Raw genomic sequence first — 21,390 nt, forward strand, 5'->3', positions numbered from 1 at the left:
GTTCGCGTGGGGGCGGCGGTGGTGGGAATCACCCGGCGAGGGCAGGGTGCGGGCGAGGCGTTCGCCACGGAGGTGTTGTCTGGCCAGGCCTGGAGCCAGACGCTGCTCAGTCCCCTGTTCCTGGGCGCGGTGCTGCTTGCCTTGGCGGTGACGCTGCGAGGCATCAGCTTCAGGCTCTCGGATAAGGACCGAGAAGCGGGCTCACGCACCGCGCTCTGACTGGCCCGCACGTGGGCGGCAGGGCCCGGACAACATGAAGGGAGAATACTGATATGACAATTGAATCCCCGAACGGCATCAGCTCCATTCCCGTCGTCATCGACATGGGCAAGCAGCGGAACAAGAAGCTCAAGGACCTCAAGCGAGGCCGAGGCGCGCTGATGCTCGAAGTGGGCGAGGCCCTGAACGAAGTCCGGGACAGGCTGGGCGAAGAGGCCTTTGGCAAGCAGTTGGTCCCCGTCGTCCTCATCTACCGGAAGCAGGCCAAGAAGAAGAAGCGGGGTGGGCTGTCGCTGCCGTTCATGCCCCCCTTCATGCCCTGAACCCACGCAGTGGACTCGAGGAGCGAAAGTCATGAGCATTCCAGGCAAGGAAGTGACCACCGAGACGGCCGTCAGGGTGGATGGCAACGGTGGACAGATGGTCGCGACCGAGGTGGTGATTGAACGCACCCGTTCGCAGGGCAAGAAGAAGAAGCGCAAGACGAGCAAGGGGTTGAAGAACCTGGACAAGGCGCACGACAACGCGAGTCGTGCGATGGAGCACCTGTCCGCGTCCGTCTCCGACGGGCTGAAGACCTATCGTCGGGAGCAGAAGGCCTCGGCCGAGAAGAAGAAGGACGGCGCCCTGCGAGACTTGATGAAGAACTCCGGCAAGGCGGCGAGCGATTCCTTGAAGACCTTGAGCAAGGTGCCTCTCGACCTCACCCGGACCATCGACAACAAGCGCAACCGCAAGCAGGTGCGGGCCGTCGCGCGGTTCATCGCCGGCCCGCTGGGTCGCTAGCGCGCTTACGGCCCTAGCCCTGCTGTGCGGGCTGGAGCCGTGTCGCGGGCTCGTGGGCCAGCCGGGGCGACGTCTGCTGGAGGAAGTCCCGGACGACGGCCACCGTCTGGATGGGGTCTTCCTCCATGGGCACATGCCCCAGTCCTTCCATCATCACCAGACGGGACTGGGGGATGCGCGACTGGAACTGCCGCGCGTACTTGGGGAGGATCCACTCGTCGCGGCTGCCCCAGAGGATGAGCGTGGGGACCTTTATCTCCGACAGCCGCGCCTCGAGTGACGGGTCCCCGTCCTTCTGGGCGAAGCGCTGCCGGGTGGCCTCGCGATTGCCCTCGCGCAGGAGCATGTCCACGTAGAGGTCCACGGTCTCCGGTGTCACCCGCCGGGGGTCGCCATACGTGCCCTTCACGGTGCGCTTCACCATGAAGCGCGGGGTCGTCCAGCGGACCACGCGGCTGAGCACGGGCGTCTCGTAGAGCCGCAGGGAGAACGGTATCGGCTCGTCGCGCCGCAGGCCGAAGGCGTCCACCAGGATGAGCCGCTCCACCTTCTCCGGATGGACCACGGTGTAGCGCCAGGCGAGGCCGCCCCCCATGGAGTTTCCGCCCAGCGTGAAGCGCTTGAGCCCCAGGGCCGACACGAAGGCGTCCAGCCAGGCGACCTCCTCCAGCGGACTGTAGCGATTCTGGGGGTCCGGCCCGGTGAGGCCCTGCCCCGGCAGGTCCATGGTGATGACCCGGTACTCGCGCGTCAGCGCGTCCATCCAGCCTTCCCAGGTGTGCAGCGATGCGTTGGAACCGTGGAGCAGCACGAGGACCGGGCCGGTGCCCTGGTCCCGGTAGTGCGTCCGCAGGCCGTCGACGTCGATGAACTTCGACGGCTTGCGTGCGCGTCGTGCCTCGATTTCGCCCGCGGGGCGGTCCCGTCGAACCGCCAACGCGAGGGCCGCGCCCCCCGCAAGACCCAGACCGATCGCCCACTTCGCCGCGCGATTCATGAAGCCTCCGAGCGCGCCCGGTCCTCGTCACGAGTCCCGTTCATGCGCGCGCGGAAGCTAGGTCCGTAGACTCAGCCGCAGAAGTACGTCACCGGCCTGTCTGTCCATCTGCTCAAGTATCTGCGCCGCGGTGGGAATGTCTCGAATCAAGCCCGCGGCCTGTCCGACGGGGGTGTGTGCGATGCTGTAATCGCCCGCGGCCAGCGCGGCCTGGAACTTCGCGCGCTCCTCGTCAACGACGGCCAGCAGCTCCTCCTCGCGACCGGACCAGCGCTCCGTCATCGTGTTCTGGAGGGCGCGGAAAGTGTAATCCGGTGGCCAGTGCAACCCGCGTAGGATATCGAACACGATGGAGCGGTCCGTCTGGTCTCCTGTCAAACGAACGGCCATCTCCTTGGAGGCGCTGTTCCCCAGCGACTCGCGGCTGGCCCACAGCCGGGAGCCCACCAGCGCGCCGTCCGCGCCCAGCGCGAGCGCCGCCGCCAGCCCCCGCCCATCGGCGATGCCTCCGGCCGCGAGCAGGAGCGTGTCCGGTGAGCGCGCGGCGAGGATGTCGGCGACCTCGGGGACCAGGGTGATGGTGGCCCGGTTGGTCATGCCATGGCCGCCCGCCTCGCTGCTCTGCGCGACGATGATGTCCGCACCCGCCTCCAGGGCGAGGTCCAACTGGGCGAGTCGCTGAATCTGGCAAATCAGCGCCGCACCCGAGGCCTTGATTTTCGCGGCGTAGGGGCGGGGATCTCCAAAAGACAGCATGAAGGCGCGCGGCTTGTGGGAGAGCGCCGCATCGAGGACCTGGGGATTCTTGTCGAGCGACCAGGTGATGAGGCCGCCGCCCACGACGGCGTCACCGGCGAGGGCATGTTCCCTGGCAATCCAATCGGCGTCGCCGTAGCCCCCGCCAATCAGGCCCATCGCACCGGCACGACTGACGGCTCCCGCCAGGAGCCCGCCGGCCACCAGGGCCATGGGTGCGCAGACGATGGGATACTTCAGCTCGAAGCGTTCGGTGAAACGAGTCTTCATGATGAGGCACCGGGGGTCGGGGACACTGGCGCTCATAGGCCAATGTTGACGAGGCCGACAAAGGCCCCACGGTGCCGGTTGTTTATTGGCTGATACGTCGATGCCTCGCGCGAAATGTCTCGCCAGCCCCAACAGGGCTACAGCATCCACCGCCAGGACAGCCCCGCCAGGGTGGTGTAGCCCACCACGGAGCGCTCGATGCGTCCTTCGGGCGAGAGGAAGAACACCGTGGGGAACATGTTCACCCGCCATGCCTGCTGAAGCGAGTCGTCGCCGAGCAGCACCGGGTAGTCCACCGCATGCTCTCGCGCGAAGCGTCGCACGGCCTCTTCGTCTTCGTACGCCAGCGCCACGGACACCACGTGCGCCGAGTCTCCCGCGAGCCGCCGCAACTGCGAGAGGTTGGAGGACTCCGCGCCGCACACGCCACACCAGGGCGCCCAGAAGGCGAGCACCACGGGTTTGCCGCGCAGCGACTGAAGCGACACCGTCTCGCCTTCCAGCGTGCGCAGCGTGAAGTCCGGCGCCGGAGCGCCCGAGCCTGGAAGGTGTCGCGTCTGCCAGGCGGCCACCGCCACGAAGACGAGCGCGAGCAACACCAGGTCCACGCCCCACCGCACCCACCAGCGCTGACGCGCTCGCGCCCATGCGGCACGCACGTTGGCCAGTGCTCCGGACCCGCTTTGCATCCAAGACCTCCACACACACCGTGCCGCGCGAGCGCCAGGGCTCACGCGGCACCGAATCATCCCGCCACCGTCAGGGCCCCTCCGGGTGGAAGGACCCTGACGCGGCTCAGCTCACGTCAGGAGGGACTTGGCAGCTCCTCGGGTTCCCAGGGCGCGGTCCTCACGCTCTCCCCATCGCTCCGGTGGGTGCGTCCCAGGGACTTGCCCACCGCGTGGCCCGCGCGCTCCAGGGCCCGGTCCACCGCCCCGGCGAAGCTCGCGTCCACGGCCTCCGCCGCGAGCTGCCCGCCCTGCTCGAGCTGGACCGTCACCTTGGCCACCTTGTCCACGCCGCCGCGTGGGCCGTTGATGTCCTCCAAGCGCACCATGACCTCACGAACCCTGTCGGACAGTCTCCCCATCGCGAAGCGCGCGCGGCGCTCCACGTGGTGACGCAGGGTGTCAGTGAGGGTGAAGTGTCGGGCTCGGATTTCGATTCGCATCCTCGGCTCCTTCTGGCCCACCATGGGCCTATCTCCTATCTGCAGGCCCGGGAGTTTCTGCGCCAATAGGAAAAGCCCCGGAGGACCCTCGAAAAAACGAAGGGTTCCGGGGCGGAATGAGGACGCGCGACGCGCTGTTCGCCCTTTACGGGCCGCCGCTCTTCGCCGCGGCCGGAGGCGCCTTCGCGGGCGGAGCCACGGGCTTGCTCGCGTCCTCGGGGGGCGTCGTCGCGGGCGCGGCTTCCGCCGTCGCCGGCTTGTTCTTCGGCGGCATGGGCACCAGCGGCTTCTCTGGCTCGATTTTCGCGCCGATGCGCACCTGCTGCTCCACCATGCGAGACCACAGCGACGCCTTGGTGCTCACCAGCGCGTTGTCCGCGAGCACCAGCGTCCGGGTGTCCTGGGCCCGGCGGTAGATGCGCGGCCCCACGTCCGGCTGCGCCGGGTCCGAGTCGCTCACCTGCACCTGCTCCTGCACGCCGATGCCCGCCTCGCTGAAGGACAGCGATGACGTCAGCTCGAACTTGCGGGTGAGGTTGTTGGGCAGCTTGAAGGTCAGCTCGCGCGACAGCGGGAACCACGCCGCGCCCAGACATGTGCGCTCCGGGTTGGACACCGACTCCGTGAAGAAGCGGTTGCGCCGCAGCGGCATGATGCGCGCGTGCCGGCGGCACACGTCCGTGCCGTCCGTGGTGCAGGCGTCGCCCTCCGCGACGAGGACATCCGTGCCACCCACGCGCTCCAGCCGCAGCTTCGCGTTCTTCGGCATGGAGCGCAGCGAGCCCAGCGCCTCCACGCGGAAGCCCAGCTCCGTCGTCTCCACCAGCGCCACCGGCCCCAGGGCCTCGCCGTTGGTGAAGCGCCGCGTAATCACCCACGCCAGCCGCTGGCCGGCCTGGAGTGTCTCCAGCACCAGGTCCTCCTCGGTGAGCTTCTGCGACGGCGGAAGGGGCAGGGCGTCGGGGCCGGCCTCCACGCACTCGTCGGCGGTCGGGTCCTGCCACCACACGGGCGCGCCCGCGCAGTCCACCGCGGGGTGCGGAGCCGTGCCGGCGTCCTTGTCATAGCCGTGCAGAAGCAGGGCGAACCAGGTGTCCGGCGTGGGGAACGAGCGTGCGTTGGGGCCCGCCTCGGCGAAGCACATCGCCGGCTTGGGCACGCTGGCGCAGCCGGCCAGAAGGGACAGCGCGACACCGCAGACCTGAAGCGTTCGTTTCATGGGTTCTCAGGCCTCGGCGAACCGGAGGTCCCAGTCGCCTTCCGCGGTGAGGGCCACGTGCAGCTTGGGGGGCACCGCGCCGCCCACCAGGTGCTGCAACAATTCGCGGGAGAGCACGGGCATCAGCGAGCCCTGGAGGATCTGCTCCATGTTGCGCGCTCCCATCTCCGACTCCGTGCACCGGCGCGCCAGCTCGTCCAGCAGCTCCGGCGCCAGCGTCGTCTCCACGTCGTGGGCCTCGCGCAGCCGGCCCACCAGCTTGTTCAGCTTCATCTCGGCGATCTGCCGCATGACGTCGCGCTGCACCGGACCGAAGGGCACCACCGTCATGCGCGCCAGCAGCGCGGGCTTGAAGTGCTGGCTCAGCGTGGGGCGGATGGCCGTGAGCACCTGCTCCGACGAGGGCTCCAGCCCGTCCTCGAACATCTTCATCACCCGGTCCGAGCCCAGGTTGCTGGTGAGGATGATGACGGTGTTCTTGAAGTCCACCGCGCGGCCCTCTCCGTCCGTCAGCATCCCCTTGTCGAACACCTGGTAGAAGAGGTTCATCACCTCCAGGTCGGCCTTCTCGCACTCGTCCAGCAGCACGACGGAGTAGGGCCGCTGCCGCACCGCTTCCGTGAGCAGGCCGCCCTCGCCGTAGCCCACGTAGCCCGGCGGCGAGCCGATGAGCCGGCTCACCGTGTGCTTCTCCTGGAACTCGCTCATGTTGAGCGTCGTCATGAAGCGCTCGCCGCCGTAGAGCGACTCGGCCAGCGCCAGCGCCGTCTCCGTCTTGCCCACGCCGCTGGGCCCCACGAAGAGCATCACGCCAATCGGCGCGTCCGGGTTGCGGATGCCCGCCTGGGAGATGCGGATGATTTCGCCCACCTTCTTGAGCGCCGCTTCTTGTCCACGCACGCGGGTGCGCAGCCGGTCCTCCAGGTTCAGCACGGCCTCCAACATGTCACCGCGCATCTTCCCCACCGGCACGCCCGTCCAACCCGCGACGACGCGCGCGACGATGTCCGCGTCCACGTCCGAGTGCACCAGCGGGAACTCGCCGCGCGCCGCCGCGAGCGACTTCGCCGCCGCGTCCACCGCTTCCTTGAGCGCCGCGGGCTCGGCACCCGGGGCAGGCTCTCGCAGCGCCTTGCGAGCGTTCATCAGCGCGACGACGGCCGCGCGCTCCGTCTCCCAACGCGCGTGCAGCGAGGCCCGCGAGTCCTGGGTGGCGCGCAGCTTCGCCTCCGCTTCGGCCAGTGCCTCCTGCGCGTCCTCCCCACCTTCACCGTCGGCCAAGTCCCGCTTGAGCGCGTCGCGCTCGCGCTCCAGGCCGGAGATCTCCTGCTCCAGCGCCACCAGCTCCTCGGGCCGCGTGGACAGCTCGATCTTCACGCGGGCAGCCGACGTGTCGAGCAGGTCCACCGCCTTGTCCGGGAGCTGCCGGCCGGAGATGTACCGGCTGGACAGTCGCACGGCCGCGGTGACGGCCTCGTCGCGGATGGTGACGCCGTGGGACGCCTCATACGTGGGGCGCAGGCCGCGCAGCATCAGCTCCGCGTCCGCCTCGCTGGGCTCGTCCACCTTCACCGGCTGGAAGCGCCGCTCCAGCGCCGCGTCCTTCTCGAAGTACTTCTTGTACTCGGCCCACGTCGTCGCGGCGATGGTGCGCAACTCGCCCCGCGCCAGCGCGGGCTTGAGCAGGTTGGCCGCGTCGCTGCCGCCCTGCGAGCCACCCGCGCCGATGATGGTGTGCGCCTCGTCGATGAAGAGGATGATGGGCGTGGGGGACGCCTTCACCTCGGCGATGACGGCCTTGAGCCGGTTCTCGAACTCGCCGCGCACACCCGCGCCGGCCTGGAGCAGGCCCAGGTCCAGGCCGAGCAGGTCCACGTTGCGCAGCGCCTCCGGCACCTCGCCCCGCACAATGGCCCAGGCCATGCCCTCCACGAGCGCCGTCTTGCCCACGCCCGGCTCGCCAACCAGGATGGGGTTGTTCTTCCGGCGGCGGGAGAGGATGTCGACCATCTGCCGGATTTCGCGGTGACGGCCGAAGATGGGGTCGATCTTCCCCTCGCGCACCCGCCCGGTGAAGGACGTCGCGAAGCGCTTGAGCGCCTCGTCACCCCGGCCTCCCGGCGCACCCGCCGCGCCGCCACCCGAGCCGCTCGCCGCGCCGTCGGCCGTGGTGACCTCCACGTTCTCCGGCGAGGGCTGCAGCAGCACGTCCAGCGAGCCCAGCAGCTCGTCGCGGGAGATGGCGTCCAGCTCGGGGAAGATTTCCGCGGTGTAGCGCGAGCGGCGGGTGATGAACTGGACGAACAGGTGCCCCGAGCGCAGCCGCGTCGCGCCGTGCTCCACCGAGGCCAGGAGCCACGCCTCCTCGAACCACTGGAAGAGCGTCTCGGAGAAGACGGGCCGCCCCGCGTTGCCGGCGCGCAGGCCCTGCAGGGCGCGCTCCATGCTGGTGGCCAGGTGCCGCTTGTCCACCCCGAAGTGGTGGAGCAGGCGCGCCACGTCCGAGTCCTCGGGCTCCAGCATCTGCGCCAGCATGTGCTCGGGGACGATTTCGTAGAACCGTCCCGCGCTCGCGCGAGCAACCGCCGCTTCCAACAGGCGGGTGGAGGTGGGCGTCAGGCGACGGACAAGCGCTTTCGGATCGACGCGAATGGGAGCCCCCAAGCTGTGACAACGGTGGTCGACGGTATACCGGGCGGCTGTTACGCCGTAAATCCCCGCACCCCGGGGCCGCCCATCCCGGAGCGTCTCATCTCACGACGGGAACACTCAGGTGTGTCTGCTGGCTGGAGCCCAGCCAGGTGTCGCGGCCGAGCTGGCTCGGCTCCTTGCGAGACAGCCGGAACTGCTGACGCACCCCTTCGGTGAGACCCAGCTCCAGATCATACTCCAGCGGGTCCCGGACGAAGAGCGACACCACCTCCCGCACCAGCGGTAGCAGGTCTCCATCCGGCATCAGCCGCTTGTAGGCGCGCGGCGGCAGCGGGCTGATGTGCAGCTGAATCTTCCCCGTCCGGTCGAACGCCTTGCCCCCCAGCAGCATGTTGCGGCCGAGCTGATGGTTGGCCCGCCCCAACTGCACCCGCGCGTCGATGTCCACCCAGCGGCCCACGAACTGCCGCACCGACACCTTCGCGCCCTCCAGGTCCTCGTTCAGCACGTCCTGGAGCGCGACCTCCAACTGCTCCGCCGTGCGGGAGCGGCTGGCGAGCAGCGGGGCGATGCGCAGGAGGCGCCAGGTCGGCAGGCCTCCCTTGCGGGGCTGCTCGTACGTGTCGAAGCCGCCCAGGGCGAGCAGCCGCCGGGACCACTGGTCCGTGAAGGACGTGTCCGTCTCGCTGGTGATGCGGTACTTCGACTCGATTCGATACAGCAGGGACAGGAGCCGGTGGTGGAACAGGTCCAGGAACTCGCGTCGCACGGGTGCGTCCGGGTCCTCCTGCGCGACTTCCTCGGCGATGTAGTGGGGCAGGGGGCTCACCGCGCCCGTCAGTCCCAGAAAGCGCGTCACCACCTCGAACAAGGGGCGGCGTGAGGACGGGTCCTCCGGCCGCACCGGCACGTAGCGCAGCGTCACCTCGCTGACGTCGCCGGAAGGGAACCCGAGCGATGGGTCATGCCGGAAGCGGATCATCTCCTCGTTGACGGGCCCGGGCCCGCCCACGCGCACCGCGTCCTTGGTCAGCCGCTCCAGGTAGGCCACCAGCGGGAAGAAGCCCACCCGGGGCGCCGCCTCGGCCAGCTTCCGGGCCTCTTCTACAAGAGCGTCTGAGAGCCGTTCCTCGGAAGCCACATGTACTCCGTCTGCGAGGGGTGGAGGCGGATGCTCAGCTCGTTGAAGGAGTTGATGGTGACGTGGGACGCGAGCAGTTCCTCCAGCACGCAGCCGAAGAGGAACGAGTCCCCCACGCCCATGAAGTTCTCCTCGTCCAGGTCCACCCGGGTGCGGTGGCCTCGCAGCGGCGCGCCCTCCAGGAAGCGCGTGACGGGTTTGGTCTCCACCGCGCGGATGGCGTTGATGCGCAGGCGGCTGGCGCGCGCGGCCAGGTTGTCGGTGAGCGAGTGGAAGTTGTACAGGTCCATCAGCCGCCGCAGCGCCGCCGCGTCCGCGAGCGAGTGCTGGTTGATGGCCAGATGGGACAACAGCCGCCAGTGCAGCTCCGCGCCCAGCGGCGCGCGCGCGGGCCGGCTCACCGGGGAGATGTTCTTGAACTTCGCCTGGGTGGGGCTGGCGGACGTGGACTCCGTCAAGTCACCCACTTGGAGGCGCGACGGCAACGTGCGGTTGGTGCACGTCAGGTCGATGGAGAGCGCCTCCTCGGCCCCGAGCACCGGCGCCACGTCGCGCGGGGTCTCCAGGGTGATGTACATGTCGATGCCTTCATCCAACGGCGAGTGCATGCGCCGCAGCCGGTAGAAGGACTGCTCCGCGTCGCCGCCCGCCGTATGGCTGAACTCGAAGAAGGGCCGGTAGCCGCGCCGCTCGTTGCGGCCCGACTGGAGGCCCGTCACCGAATCCACGGAGTACACCTCCGCGTGGTTGGGTGGCAGGTCCGCGGCGCGCAGCAGGTGTTCGCGGTCCAGCGCGTGGTGGAGGACGGGGTTGGCCGGGGCGCTGAAGAGATTGACCACCGGAGCGCAGTGCAGCCGGAACATCTCCCGGTGGATGCGCGCGTCCAGGGGCGGTGGCCGCTCCAGGTGGAAGGCGATTTCGAACCGGTCCTCACGGACGCTCATCGCCGCCGCGTCCAGGTTCTTCACGTCGAAGAACAGGAACTTCTCCGGCAGCGTCAGGTACTCCTGCAACAGCCGGTAGCCCTCGCTCGCTCGCGGCCACGGCAGCAGGCGGAAGTCGCGCTGGAAGCCCACCGCTTGGAGGGAGCCCGCGGGCAGCTTGATTCCGTCGCCCTGTGAGGACGCGCCGCGCACCCGCACCTGTCCGCAGTAGCGCAAGAGACACAGCAGCACCACGGCGGAGGCGGACAGCTCTCCGTGGATGAACAGGCGCAGGCCCTGCTGGCGGAAGACCTCGGCGCGGCCCTGCTCCGTCGTCTGGAACGACAGCCGCAGCACGGGGGAGGTAATCGACGAGCGGTCCAGCATCGCGTCGGTGAGCTGCACCGGCAGCAGGTCCACGTCCGTCGTGGTGCGGAAGACGCAGCGGGTACCGTCGATGGGCTGCGAGGCGACCTCCGCCCCGGCGGCCAGCTTCGAGCGGCCGCGCAGCGCGCGCAGGTGCGGGGAGAACTCGACGATGGACGCGGCGGGCAGGGGGCGCAGGTAGTGCGGCAGCAGGAGCTCCGTCAGCCCATGCACCAGCTCCGGCACGTCGTCGTCCACGCGCTCGCGGATGCGCGCCGTCAGGAAGGCGAAGCCCTCCAGCAGCCGCTCCACGTCCGGGTCCGCGCCGCGCTCCACCAGCAGGCCCGCCAGCGACGGGTTGGCCAGCCCGAAGGCCCGCCCCATCTCCCGCAGGTACGTCAGCTCGCTCAGGTAGTACTTGCTGAACATCCTCGCCCTCCGCCCAACACCCCGCGGTTCACCACAGGTCCACGCGCCCGCCCGGGTTCATCTGCGTGTGGAAGCGCACCGTGCCTTTTCGCGTGCGCGTCGCCAGCTGCGCGGTGATGTCGAACCGCAGCGCCGTCGGATCATCCGGGTCCGGCGAGTGATTCACCACCACGCTCTTCAGTCTCGGCTCGAAGTCCTGGATGGCCGTGCGGATGGACTGCGCCATTCGCGGCACCGCCGATGGGTACGTGTGGACGATGTCGTTCAAGTCCAGGATGCCGAAGGCCGGTGAGGCCACGGACTCACCCTTGCGCGTGTTGAGCAACGCGCGAAGGTGCTCCGCGATGGACTCCACCACGTCGCCGGGTGGGGCGAGCGCGCCATTGCCTTCGGCGATACGTGACAACAAACCTCGGGAGCCCATGCGTGTCTTTTATTGAGGCCACCCCCGGCCGCCCGTGTCGATTGCGCCACGGACGACCGGTGGAGGAGCACGCATCAGCGCTGGGTGTCCCAGGTGTCCTCGTGCGTCTGGCCGCCGTTGCTGTACGTCCAGTTGATGGTGTGGAAGACGATGTTCAGCTCCTCGAGCGGAGGGCTGTTGGAGCTGGTCGGCACGAACGCATCCGGCACGAACTGCTTGATGCTGTTGATGCGCGCCTTCTTGATGGACGTCGTGTAGAACTGCTCGGTCGTCCCGTCGCCAGAGGGGTTCGGGCGGAAGAACTTGAACGTCGCCTCGATGACGGTGTTCTCGCACAGCGCCTTCATCAGCAGCGGCGAGGCCTTGTCGATGCGCTTGCGGATGGTGATGCCCTCGTACTGACGGCGACCCACGGCCAGGCCCGAGCCCGCCTCACGAGCGGTGAACACCTTCTGCTCGTAATAGATGGCCTCGATGGCGCCCTCGCGGCCGAGGCTCGTCTGGGTGCTCTCACCCGCGATATCCTGCCCGTTTGCCTTCAGGTACACGAAAACTGATTCAGCCATGGAACCAACCTCTTTGCTGTGCGCGCGAAGGCGCGCGGGTGGCCCAGGCTCATTTCGAGCCTGGGAGTGGAGCCCACAGAATAGCTGATCTCAACGACACACGGTGAAGCGGGTCCATCACTCCTTGTCCAACTTACCCACCAAGGACAGGGTGAACGACGCACCCATGTACTTGAAGTGGGGGCGCACCTGCAGGCTGCAGCGGTACCAGCCGGGCTGACCTTCCACGTCCTCGACGACGACGCGCGCGGCCTTCAGCGGGCGGCGCGAGCGCACGGCGGGCGCCGGGTCGTCCATGTCGGAGATGTACTGGCTGAGCCAGTGATTCAGCTCACGCTCCAGGTCGGCCTTCTCCTTCCAGCTGCCAATCTGTTCGCGCTGCAGCACTTTGATGTAGTGCGCGAGGCGCGTCATGATGAACATGTATGGCAGCTGCGTACCCAGACGGTAGTTCGTCTCCGCGGCCTTGCCCTCCGGGGTGTTGCCGAAGAACTTGGGCTTCTGGGTGGAGTTGGCGCTGAAGAACGCCGCGTTGTCGGAGTCCTTGCGGAACACCAGGCCGATGAAGCCTTCCTCGGACAGCTCGTACTCGCGCCGCTCGGTGAGCATGACCTCGGTGGGAATCTTGGTCTGGATTTCCCCCATGGCCTCGTACTGGTGCAGGGGCAGGTTCTCCACCGCGCCGCCGGACTGGGGACCGATGATGTTCGGGCTCCAGCGGAACTTGGCGAAGGAGTCCGCCACGCGCGACGTCAGCGCGACGGAGGCATGGCCCCACAGGTACTTCTCGTGGCTGCCGACGACGTCCTCGGTGAAGTTGAAAGCCTTCACCGGCACCGTCTTCTCGCCATAAGGCAGACGCAGCAGGAAGCGCGGCAGGGCCAGGCCCACATAGCGCGCGTCCTCGCTCTCGCGGAACGAGTGCCAGCGCGCGTACTGCGGACCCTCGAACAGGGACTTGAGGTCCTTGAGGTCCGGCAGCTTCAGGAAGGTAGGCTCACCGAAGGTCTCCGGCGCGGTGTTGGCGATGAACGGCGCGTGGGCCATGGCGGCCACCGACGCGCACTTGCGCAGAAGCTCCATGTCCTGCGGGCCCACGCCGAAGTCGTAGTTGGCGGAGATGATGCCGTAGGGCTTGCCACCGAAGACGCCGTACTCGTTGGAGTACACGAGCTTGTACAGACCGCTCTTCACGACCTCGGGCGCGTCCTCGAAGTCCTTCTGCAAGTCTTCCTTGGAGACGTTGAGCATCTCCACGCGGGTGTTCTCGCGGAAGTCCACGCGGTCCACCAGGAACTTCAGCGAACGCCAGGACGACTCCAGCTTCTGGAACTCGGAGGCGTGGAGGATTTCATTCACCTGCGACGACAGGCGCTTGTCGATTTCGGCGATCATCGCGTCGACGAGCGCCTTGTCCACACGCTCCTCGGAGCGGTTGGGCGCGAGCATCTCCGTGATGAAGGCTTGCACGCCGCGCTTGGCGACGTCGTAACCCTCGTCCTTGGGCTTGAGCTTCGCCTCGGAGAGGATTTCGTCGAGCAGGGACAGCGAGGCATCGGCGCCGGCAACCGGCGACTTCTGGGTCAGGGTCTCGGTAGGCATGGTGTCTCTGTTCCCCGTAAACGGTTACTTGGACTTTTCCTCGAGCCCCAGTTCCTTGATGAGCGCCTTGCGGCCCTCTTCGTCGGCCAGGAGTGCCTGAAGCTTCTTGCGGAACGCGGGAAGGTTGCCCAGGGGCCCCTTGAGCGCGTTGAGCGCGCTGCGCAGCTCCAGGAGCTTCTTGAGCTCGGGCACCTGATTGACGACGCTCTCGGGCGTGAAGTCCGACAGGTTCTTGAATTGGAGCGAGACATTCATGGTCGCGCCCGCGTCGCTGGACAGCTTGTCCGCGGCGGTGAGGGTGACCTTGAGGTTCTGCTGGGCCATCACCTCGTTGAAGTTGCCCTTGTCCACGTTGATGGGCGCGCGCTGCTCCAGAGGCCGGTCATCCGCCTGGCCCGTGAAGTCCCCCATCATCAGGACCTTCAGGGGCAGCTCCACCTGCTCCTGCGCATTGCCGGTGGCGGGCTTGTAGACGATGTTGACGCGCTCGGTAGGGGCGACGGAACTCTCTTTGCTCATCTGCGGCTCTCTCCTTGAGACCTACGTAGAAATGCGCGGGCGTCGCATGGGGGAGGCTTCGCCGCGGAACAACCTGGGAACGTCAGGGGCCGACGACGCGGAGCGCGGCGGAAGAATCCAGCCGTGCGAGACGACGATAGCGGTTTCGAACTTTTGCTGCCAACCGTCCCCCCTCCTTTTCCTCGACGGTGCGGGTGGCGAGCCATCCCTCGAGACAGGCCGCCGCCAGCGTGGGCTCCCACTGGTCCAACGCATGAGAGGAAACCTCCTCGTCGAGCGCGTCGAAAAGCGCGCGCGCCAGCGGAAGTTGTCCTGCCTGGGCACACAGGCGCGCCAGGGTCAGGCGGGCGACGAAGCGCGCGCGGCCCGTGCCCGCGGCGGCGACATCCGCCTGGAGCCCCGCGACGAGCTCCTGCACGCGGCCCTCGGCCAGCAGCGCCTGGGTTTCCTCCTCGCCCAGGGGCTGCGCGCCGGCGGACTCCGCGTCGAGTGACGGCGGCGGCAGGCGGATGGCTGTCGTCGGAGCGCGGACCGGGGACGCCGCGGTGGTGCGGGGGGCCGCCTGGAGGACCTCGGCGCGCAGCCAGGCGCGCGTGGCCTCGTCGGTGAGGGGAGAGCCGTCGGCGGCGAGCAGGTCCTCCACGCCCGGCATGCGGCGCAGTTGCACACGCAACTCCCGCACCAGCGCGGCGTGGGCCGTGGTGTGTGTTTCACCCAGCCCCTTGAGCGCGGCGGCGCTGAAGCGGTGCGGGCTCAGGGCGAAGCGGTGTTGGGCGACGGCGGACTCGGCCTCGTCGAGCAGCTCGCTCCAGCGCTGGTTGGCTTCCAGGGTCTCCAGCTTGGAGCGCAGCGAGTCCGGTGGCGGCTGAAGCGTCGTGCGGCCGTTGGCACCGGTGGCAGGCGGCCGCGCCAGGTGCAGCCACACGCCGTTGCGCAGCAGACGGTAGGAGACGGGGTCCGCGCTGCTCGCGTGACGCAGCGCGCTCGCGGCGCCCAGGAGCGCGGCGCCGACGTTGCGCAGGAAGTCGGTGACGGCCTCGGTGCTGGAGAGGTCCGGCTGCGCGGGCAGCGTGGGGAGCGGAGGCACGACGACGGTGCTGGGCGCGGCGACTTTCGGGGACGCGGGGCGCGGGGGCGCGGAAGGCTGGGCGCCGACCTGAGGGGACGCGGGGCGCGACGGTGGTGGCGGCTGCGCGGTCTTCGGGGAAGCGGGCGGCTCGGTCCTCGGGGCCGTGTGAGTGTTCGCGGCTGACGCGGCGTCGGCGTGGGCGGGGCTCGAGGACGACTCCGGGCCGGTCACGGGAGCTGCTGTCGGCGCGGTGTCCACGGGCTCGGCCGGAGCGGCGTCCTGCTGCTGGGGCGCCTCGGGCAGGGGCTCGGGCAGGCCGGCGCGCAGCCGGGCGATGGCGTCCTGAATCGGACCGAAGGCGGGGGTCTGGTCGGCGAAGCGCTCACGCGACAGGGTGGACAGTCGCTTGATGGCGAAGGCCAGCGCATCGAGGGACTCGGCGCTCACGCTGGCCTGGTCGATGGTGGGCAGCAGCCTGCCCAGGCGTTCCACGAACCAGCCGACGGCGTTGGCGCGCGCGCGCAGCCGCTTCACCTCGGGAAAGAGGTCGGGCCAGAAGCGCTCCGTCACCTCCGCGAGCAGGGCCGCGCCGGTGGCGGCGCCGTCCATGCCCCGGGTGACGTAGAGGCCATAGGCCAGATACGAGGCGAGCCAGAGGTCCTTGGTGGTGCCCTTGAGCAGCTCGTCGGCGCCGCGAACGACTTCGTCCCAGCGCACGGCGTTGCTGGCGGGGGACTCCAGCTTCGCCACCTCGGCGGTGATGGCCTCGTAGGCGGGGTCGTGCTTCGCCTGCGTTCCAGCGGGCGCGGTGCCGGGCACGGGCTCGACCCAGGGACGGGCGCGCTCACGGAGCTCTTCGAGGGTGGGAGGCATGGTGTGAGGCTTCGTGTGCCCTCAGCGCGACAAGGCGCGCAGGAGCTGGTCGAGGGTGGTGGTGGGGGAGTCGATGACCTGGCGCGCGGAGGCCGTCAGGCCCTTGCGCGCGTTGTCGATGGCGGCGGGACGTTCGGTGCGCAGCGGCCACACCTGGGCGCCAGGGCGGCCGGGCTGGGCGAGCGCGAGGAAGACGGAGGGCGACGCGGAGCCCAGGCTCAAGAGCAGCCGGGGCTTGTCTCCCTCGGACCAGAAGAAGGACGGCGGCTGGTGGGGCCAGCGCAACAGGCGCGAGGACAGCTCCAACCAGGCCACCGGGCCCACGCGCGCCGTCAAAGGGCAGTCCAGCACCACGCCCGCGGCGGACTGCTCGCGTCCGCGCTCACCGATGCACGCGGTGAGGAAGGTGTGCAGCGCGTAGTACTGCCCTCCCGCGGGCGAGCCCTCTGTCACGGGGCCCAGCAGGTCGGCGAGGTGGTGCTCCGAAAGGACGCTGTCGCGCAGGCGCTCCGCCACGCTGAAGTCACCCGGGCCCGGCACGGGCAGCGCAGTGGCGCGCTCGGTGAGTCGCGGCACGTCCAGCTCCGCCGCCGCGTGGGCCAGGGCCCCGGCCGCGCGAAGGAAGGGCTGGTAGGCCTCTGGTGTCAGCGCGAAGCGGAGCGCGGTGCTGGCCGAGGGCACCTCGGTGAACACGGCCAGCGGAAAGGCGCGGCCCACGCTGTCCACGCTGGGCGCCATCAGCCCCACCAGCGCCTGCTTCTGGCCTGGGGCGGTGAAGACGAAGTGCGCGGGATCCGAGGGCAGGTCCATCCGCGCCTTGCGCGCACGCTCCACGCCCGCCTCCATCCACCCGTAGAGGTGGAGGGCGAGCGGCGTGGAGGCGTTGAACCGGATGAACTCCGCCTGGCGCGGCGTCTTTCCCAGCAGGCCGATGCGAGGAGGTTGCTGCACCGCCATCAGGGGGCTCCACCCGCGGCCACGGCCTCCGGCTCGCAGCCCTTGCCGCTGAGCGCAATGCCCATCGGGACCTTCATGCCGGAGTCCCGGAAGATGCCCATCAGCTTGGACGTGTTGCCCGCCAGCCCGAAGAAGGGGTTGGTCGTGCGCTCCGGCCGGAAGTCGATGGAGACCTGGGCGCCGTCGATTTCATCGATGTCCCACGTCGCCGTGAAGTAGCGCCCGTCCGGGCTGGGCTCAATCTTCTTCACGCGCTCGAGAAGCCGGAACAGGCCCCAGTCACCCTCCTCGTCCTGCACGGACTCGGTGTTGCCCTCCACGCTCTGCACGACGAGGCGCGCGCCGAGCTTGCCGGCCTGACCGGGCCAGATCATCGGCTTCCACAGCGTGTCGGGGCCGTTGCGGTACACCTCGTCGGTGCCGTCGAGCGTGAAGATGATGGACGCGATCTTCGAAGCAGCGCCGTCCACGGAGACGCCGGGACGGATGCGCACCTGGAAGCGCACTAGTGGGTCCACCATGCCCGCCGACTCGCCGCCCGGGAACAGGGTGGCCGCGAGGGCCTGCGTCTTCTCCAGGAAGGAGAGCAGCTCGGGCCGGTAGTGCGTGCTAGCGGAGGAGGTGAAGTCCCACTTGCGGCCAGTGGCGACGAGCTGCTCGCTGAGCTGCTCCTTGATGAACTTGCGGAGCACCCCGGTGTCGGGCCGCAGGAACTCCGCGACCTCGAGCAGCGGCGCGTCCTTCTGTGAGCCGGGGGTGAACGGGTACATGTTCTTGAATGCCCGGTTGAAGGGGACGGCCACTTGCTCGCACCACAGCTTGCTCTTCTGCTGGGCCTGACCCTGCGCGATGACGACGATGGTGTCCTTGAAGGGAGGCAAGAGCAGGCGCTCGAAGATGGCGATGTTGTCCGTCTGCTTGCGGATGAGCATCTCCACATAGCTGCGCGCGGCGTTGCTCTTCTTGGTCAGCTCCGCGCCTTCCCCGACCTTGTCCTTCGACGCCAGCATCGCCGTGTGCACTGTGACGAGCTGCTCCTCGTACTCGACGAGCGCCGTCAGCGTCTCCTCGCCGTCGTCCGTCTTGTAGCGCTCCGTGGCGAACCGGATGATGGAGGCGAACTCGCGTGCCACGTCCCGGGGGAGGATCTCCTCTTCTCCGGAAGGCGCGAGCGGATTGAGCTGCTGCCGGTTCTTCTCGGTGACGGCGTCGTCACCGGAGCCAAAGATCTTCTGCACGGACGCCGTCAGCTTGTTCGTGCTCGTGGCTTCAACCTTGGGGGGACGTCGCTCAATCTGGACGTTGTTGACGATGGAGGTGAACAGTCGGCTGTAGGGCTTGGGCGTGCCGCGCGTCAGGTTGGTGAGCAGGTCCTCCAACTGGAGGTTGTCCCTGGGCTCGGCCACCTGGATGGCGTTGAGGAAGTCCTTCCACTCCTGGATGTAGCTGGAGAAGTAAAGTGAGCGCAGCGTGCGCCGCGACGCCTCCACGTCCATGTTGACGTCCCGGTCCAGCACCCACGCGTCCTGGTCTGAGAACGCAGAGTCAAGCTGCTGCTTCACCTCGGTATCGTAGGCGTTGCGGGTGAAGGCGCCGCGCACCATCCTGCTGGCGCTGAATTGCGGCACCGCGCCCATCAACTGCTCCAGCGTGACGTCTCCGTACTGTGAGCGCGTGGTCTCCACGATGCGCGCCAGCTCCAGCTTCTCCAGGGGCACTCGGATGAGCGCGCGGCGGGCGCCCACGATGATCGAGCGCTCCCGGGGGAACGCGATGCGCTCCTCGCGCGCGGGCTTCTGCTCGTCGGGCAGGGCCTGCTCGGCGCCCAGCATCTTGATGAAGGTGGTCGCGTGGGTTGTCACCATCTCCTCGTCGAGCGCGACGCCGCGCAAACTCGCCCAGTGCTCGACAATCTGGCGCACGAGCCACCGGCGCTGCGTCTCGTCCAGCTCCGGCTCCTTGGGGTCCCGCGGCGTCGTCACCAGCAGGTACATCTTCAGGTCATCCACGTACTGCTTGAACTTCGCCGAGTGCTCCGCGTGCTCCTTGGGGTCCCGGAGCGTGAGCATGTCCGGGCTGCGGGCGAAGCCCTCCAGGCGTTGCTCGATGAGCTCGAACTGCTTGCCCAGCAGCACCCGCCGTAGGGCGGTGTTGTAGAACTGGCGCGCCTGCGGCAGCAGCTTGTGGCCCTGGTAGAGGCCGAAGCGCATCCACACCGGGGCGCCCTCTTCCTCGTGCCGAGTCAGCTCCTCCAGGCGTTTGCTGAGAGGCAGCAGGTCCTCGACCCGGCGCACGTCATCGCGCGGGTCCAGGTTCACGTCGGTGATGGCCTTGGTCACCGCCTCCGCCAGGAAGCGGTTCTGGAAATAGGAGAGGGTGGGCATGGACAACAGCAGCGCCGTGGCCGCCATCGCCGCGCCCGCCAGCACCATGCTCTGCCGGCGCACCCTCGCTTCCTCCAGCGAGCTGCGCACCGCCACCTGCTGGTCCTGGAACATCACCTTCGTGAAGACGTCCCAGAGGAAGTAGCTGCGGCCCTCGGCGGATGCACCATCCGTCTGCGGCCGCCCGTTGGTCGTGCCGAACATCTCGCCCGCGGACGGGGACACCTTGTCCACCGCGCGCACGTCCTGCGTGCCGCTGTTGAAGTACAGGCCGCGGAAGACGGGCGTGTCCTGGAACACGTTCTCCAGGAAGAGCGGCTGGAGGAACTCGGCCAGGTTCTTGCGGAGCGCGTCGAAGCGCTGCGGAAAACCGTAGATGTTCTCGCGCGTCTCCAGCCGGCGCTCCTGGCCCAGCCGGCGCAGCGAACGCTGCTCCAGCACGGAGAGCATCTCGTCGAAGCGCTCGCGGAACAGGTCCGTGCTGGCGTCCTTCTGGTGCTCCAGCGGCACGGTGAAGCCCCAGACCTGTCCGCGCTCCACGCGGGACAAGTCGGAGAACATCTCCACGAAGCCCGGCAGCAAATCGCACTTGGTGACCATCACGTAGACGGGCACCAGCATCTTCAGCCGGCCGGTGATTTCATCCAGGCGTTCGCGGATGGTCTGCCCCATCTCGCCCACGGCCTGCGGGTCCGCCGTCATCAGCTCGCTGACGCTGATGGCGACGATGAGGCCGTTGATGGGGCGGCTGGGGCGGTGCTTCACCACCGTGTCCAGGAAGGCCATCCACTCCGGACGGTCCTCCTCGGCGCTGGTGTAGCGGCCCGCCGTGTCGAGGATGACGGCCTCGTTGGTGAGCCACCAGTCGCAGTTGCGAGTGCCACCCACGCCGCGCACGCCACCGCGCGCGGACAGGTAGGGGAACTTCAGGCCGGAGTTGCGCAGCGCGGTGCTCTTGCCCGCGCCCGGAGGGCCGACGATGAGATACCAGGGCAGCACCGCCAGCGCGTCCTTGCCGCCGCGCGCCAGCTTGGACGCCTTGAGCGCGCCCACCGCCTTGGTGAACTCGTCCTGCATCGCCTTGATTTCGGGCTGCAGGTCCGGCCGCACCGTGGCGGCCTGCTCCTCACCTTGGGCCGCGAGCGCGCCCTCCAGCTTCTTGGCGGCGCGGCGCGCGCGGATGCGTTTGACGACCCACACCACGCCCATGGCCAAGAGGCCCGCGAGCGCGGCGACGATGGCGGCCTGGGGCGGGCTGAGCTCCAGGTAGGTCATCAGCGCGAACATGGGCGCGCCGATGCCCAGCAGCGGTAGCAGGTAGGCCATCATTGCGTGCCTCCCGGGTTGGCGCCCGCTTGCGGCGGAGCCAGCGTGCCGGCGACGTTCTTGGCGGCGTGCAGCTCGATGCGGCCCTTGAGCTCGTCCACCTTGTCCTTCAGGAAGAACTGCAGCACGCCGTAGAAGAGCACCGCCACCGCCAGCGAGCCCGCGGACAGGGCCAGCATGGGGGTCTTGCGGCGCTTGGAGAGCAGCGAGTCGGTGGGACGGTCACCGTGGGGTGACAGCACGTCGAAGTCGAACGGACGGGCGCGCTCCAGGTCCTTCTTCACCGTGTCGATGAGCGTCATCAGCTCCAGCTCGCCGCCGCGGATGCGGTAGCGCCCCTGGAAGCCGAAGAGCATGCACAGGTAGTAGACCTGGAGGACCTCGGCGCGGTGAGGGTCCTTGCGCACCAGGTCCAGCCTGGCGAAGAAGCCGTCGCCCGCGATGTTCTCGTTGAAGTAGTGCAGCTGCAGCGGGTTGGTCATCCAGAACTGCCGGTACTCCTCCGGCCGGCTGAGGACGACCTCGTCGATGAGCGCCACCATGGCGTAGGCCATGTCCTGGGCGTCCTGGTGGCTGAAGCCGAGCACGGCGGCGCGCCGCAAGAGCTCGTCCACCACTCCGCGCAGGCGGTGATAGAGCGTCTCGGGCGGAGGAATGGCCGCCGCCTCCGAGCCGCGCAGGTGGATGGCGGCGTCGAAACAGTCCTTCGTGGCTTCCGTCACTCGGTCCATGGGAATCCCT

The 21,390-nt window shown here is 68.7% G+C and carries 19 protein-coding genes; 3 read left to right on the forward strand and 16 right to left on the reverse strand.

The window, feature by feature from the left end; all coding sequences use genetic code 11:
- The 3 genes from HR086_RS21515 to HR086_RS21525 all read left to right on the forward strand — a co-directional run.
- The coding region (locus tag HR086_RS21515) for a hypothetical protein (protein WP_174466530.1) at nt 1-219 on the forward strand (219 nt) is incomplete at its 5' end.
- A 53-nt stretch (nt 220-272) separates the two neighbouring features.
- Nucleotides 273-542 (forward strand): hypothetical protein, encoded by a 270-nt coding sequence (locus HR086_RS21520; RefSeq protein ID WP_174463757.1) that lies wholly within the window; start codon nt 273-275, stop codon nt 540-542.
- Between the two features lie 31 nt (nt 543-573).
- A complete protein-coding gene (locus tag HR086_RS21525; protein ID WP_141647915.1) occupies nt 574-1,005 on the forward strand; it encodes a hypothetical protein in 432 nt (143 codons plus the stop codon).
- Between the two features lie 13 nt (nt 1,006-1,018).
- Here HR086_RS21525 and HR086_RS21530 read toward each other — a convergent pair whose 3' ends face one another.
- The 16 genes from HR086_RS21530 to HR086_RS21605 form a co-directional block, all read right to left on the reverse strand.
- A complete protein-coding gene (locus tag HR086_RS21530; RefSeq protein ID WP_141647914.1) occupies nt 1,019-2,002 on the reverse strand; it encodes an alpha/beta fold hydrolase in 984 nt (327 codons plus the stop codon).
- Between the two features lie 57 nt (nt 2,003-2,059).
- Entirely contained in the window at nt 2,060-3,028 is a 969-nt protein-coding gene (locus tag HR086_RS21535; RefSeq protein WP_217441895.1) for a nitronate monooxygenase family protein, read from the reverse strand.
- A 137-nt stretch (nt 3,029-3,165) separates the two neighbouring features.
- Nucleotides 3,166-3,717 (reverse strand): TlpA disulfide reductase family protein, encoded by a 552-nt coding sequence (locus tag HR086_RS21540; RefSeq protein WP_174463755.1) that lies wholly within the window; start codon nt 3,715-3,717, stop codon nt 3,166-3,168.
- A gap of 116 nt (nt 3,718-3,833) precedes the next feature.
- A complete protein-coding gene (locus HR086_RS21545; RefSeq protein WP_254614770.1) occupies nt 3,834-4,223 on the reverse strand; it encodes an HPF/RaiA family ribosome-associated protein in 390 nt (129 codons plus the stop codon).
- A 121-nt stretch (nt 4,224-4,344) separates the two neighbouring features.
- Entirely contained in the window at nt 4,345-5,418 is a 1,074-nt protein-coding gene (locus HR086_RS21550; protein WP_174463754.1) for a hypothetical protein, read from the reverse strand.
- Between the two features lie 6 nt (nt 5,419-5,424).
- Complete coding sequence (gene tssH / locus HR086_RS21555; RefSeq protein ID WP_174463753.1) at nt 5,425-8,082, reverse strand: type VI secretion system ATPase TssH; 2,658 nt, start codon at nt 8,080-8,082, stop codon at nt 5,425-5,427.
- An 85-nt stretch (nt 8,083-8,167) separates the two neighbouring features.
- Nucleotides 8,168-9,211, reverse strand: coding sequence for a type VI secretion system baseplate subunit TssG (tssG, locus tag HR086_RS21560; protein ID WP_174458798.1), 1,044 nt, complete (start codon nt 9,209-9,211; stop codon nt 8,168-8,170).
- Entirely contained in the window at nt 9,175-10,929 is a 1,755-nt protein-coding gene (gene tssF, locus HR086_RS21565) for a type VI secretion system baseplate subunit TssF (RefSeq protein WP_174458797.1), read from the reverse strand. Before tssF ends, tssG begins: the two co-directional genes overlap by 37 nt.
- 28 nt (nt 10,930-10,957) lie before the next feature.
- Nucleotides 10,958-11,353, reverse strand: coding sequence for a type VI secretion system baseplate subunit TssE (gene tssE, locus HR086_RS21570; protein ID WP_141647908.1), 396 nt, complete (start codon nt 11,351-11,353; stop codon nt 10,958-10,960).
- Nucleotides 11,354-11,427: 74 nt separating this feature from the next.
- On the reverse strand, nt 11,428-11,919 hold the full coding sequence (tssD, locus tag HR086_RS21575; RefSeq protein ID WP_141647907.1) for a type VI secretion system tube protein TssD: 492 nt from the start codon (nt 11,917-11,919) through the stop codon (nt 11,428-11,430).
- A 117-nt stretch (nt 11,920-12,036) separates the two neighbouring features.
- Nucleotides 12,037-13,521 carry a type VI secretion system contractile sheath large subunit gene (tssC, locus tag HR086_RS21580; protein ID WP_141647906.1) on the reverse strand — a complete coding sequence of 495 codons (1,485 nt, stop codon included), beginning with the start codon at nt 13,519-13,521 and terminating at the stop codon, nt 12,037-12,039.
- Between the two features lie 24 nt (nt 13,522-13,545).
- On the reverse strand, nt 13,546-14,040 hold the full coding sequence (tssB, locus tag HR086_RS21585; protein ID WP_141647905.1) for a type VI secretion system contractile sheath small subunit: 495 nt from the start codon (nt 14,038-14,040) through the stop codon (nt 13,546-13,548).
- Nucleotides 14,041-14,122: 82 nt separating this feature from the next.
- Nucleotides 14,123-15,982 (reverse strand): TssA family type VI secretion system protein, encoded by a 1,860-nt coding sequence (locus HR086_RS21590; protein WP_174466532.1) that lies wholly within the window; start codon nt 15,980-15,982, stop codon nt 14,123-14,125.
- Between the two features lie 21 nt (nt 15,983-16,003).
- Entirely contained in the window at nt 16,004-16,939 is a 936-nt protein-coding gene (gene tagF / locus HR086_RS21595; RefSeq protein WP_174466533.1) for a type VI secretion system-associated protein TagF, read from the reverse strand.
- Complete coding sequence (gene tssM / locus HR086_RS21600) at nt 16,939-20,652, reverse strand: type VI secretion system membrane subunit TssM (RefSeq protein WP_174466534.1); 3,714 nt, start codon at nt 20,650-20,652, stop codon at nt 16,939-16,941. Before tssM ends, tagF begins: the two co-directional genes overlap by 1 nt.
- Nucleotides 20,649-21,380: a DotU family type IV/VI secretion system protein gene (locus HR086_RS21605; RefSeq protein ID WP_141648214.1), complete on the reverse strand. Its 732-nt coding sequence runs from the start codon at nt 21,378-21,380 to the stop codon at nt 20,649-20,651. Before HR086_RS21605 ends, tssM begins: the two co-directional genes overlap by 4 nt.
- Nucleotides 21,381-21,390 lie beyond the last annotated feature (10 nt).

Source organism: Myxococcus sp. CA039A (assembly GCF_013336645.1).
Classification (GTDB): domain Bacteria; phylum Myxococcota; class Myxococcia; order Myxococcales; family Myxococcaceae; genus Myxococcus; species Myxococcus llanfairpwllgwyngyllgogerychwyrndrobwllllantysiliogogogochensis.

Coding starts and splice junctions, on each gene's coding strand:
- tssE (WP_141647908.1), bottom strand. CDS start 11,353: ATGGGCTCCCGAGGTTTGTTGTCACGTATCGCCGAAGGCAATGGCGCG.
- HR086_RS21530 (WP_141647914.1), bottom strand. CDS start 2,002: ATGAATCGCGCGGCGAAGTGGGCGATCGGTCTGGGTCTTGCGGGGGGC.
- tagF (WP_174466533.1), bottom strand. CDS start 16,939: ATGGCGGTGCAGCAACCTCCTCGCATCGGCCTGCTGGGAAAGACGCCG.
- HR086_RS21520 (WP_174463757.1), top strand. CDS start 273: ATGACAATTGAATCCCCGAACGGCATCAGCTCCATTCCCGTCGTCATC.
- tssF (WP_174458797.1), bottom strand. CDS start 10,929: ATGTTCAGCAAGTACTACCTGAGCGAGCTGACGTACCTGCGGGAGATG.
- HR086_RS21590 (WP_174466532.1), bottom strand. CDS start 15,982: ATGCCTCCCACCCTCGAAGAGCTCCGTGAGCGCGCCCGTCCCTGGGTC.
- HR086_RS21540 (WP_174463755.1), bottom strand. CDS start 3,717: ATGCAAAGCGGGTCCGGAGCACTGGCCAACGTGCGTGCCGCATGGGCG.
- tssC (WP_141647906.1), bottom strand. CDS start 13,521: ATGCCTACCGAGACCCTGACCCAGAAGTCGCCGGTTGCCGGCGCCGAT.
- tssM (WP_174466534.1), bottom strand. CDS start 20,652: ATGATGGCCTACCTGCTACCGCTGCTGGGCATCGGCGCGCCCATGTTC.
- HR086_RS21535 (WP_217441895.1), bottom strand. CDS start 3,028: ATGAAGACTCGTTTCACCGAACGCTTCGAGCTGAAGTATCCCATCGTC.
- HR086_RS21605 (WP_141648214.1), bottom strand. CDS start 21,380: ATGGACCGAGTGACGGAAGCCACGAAGGACTGTTTCGACGCCGCCATC.
- HR086_RS21525 (WP_141647915.1), top strand. CDS start 574: ATGAGCATTCCAGGCAAGGAAGTGACCACCGAGACGGCCGTCAGGGTG.
- tssB (WP_141647905.1), bottom strand. CDS start 14,040: ATGAGCAAAGAGAGTTCCGTCGCCCCTACCGAGCGCGTCAACATCGTC.
- tssD (WP_141647907.1), bottom strand. CDS start 11,919: ATGGCTGAATCAGTTTTCGTGTACCTGAAGGCAAACGGGCAGGATATC.
- HR086_RS21550 (WP_174463754.1), bottom strand. CDS start 5,418: ATGAAACGAACGCTTCAGGTCTGCGGTGTCGCGCTGTCCCTTCTGGCC.
- HR086_RS21545 (WP_254614770.1), bottom strand. CDS start 4,223: ATGGTGGGCCAGAAGGAGCCGAGGATGCGAATCGAAATCCGAGCCCGA.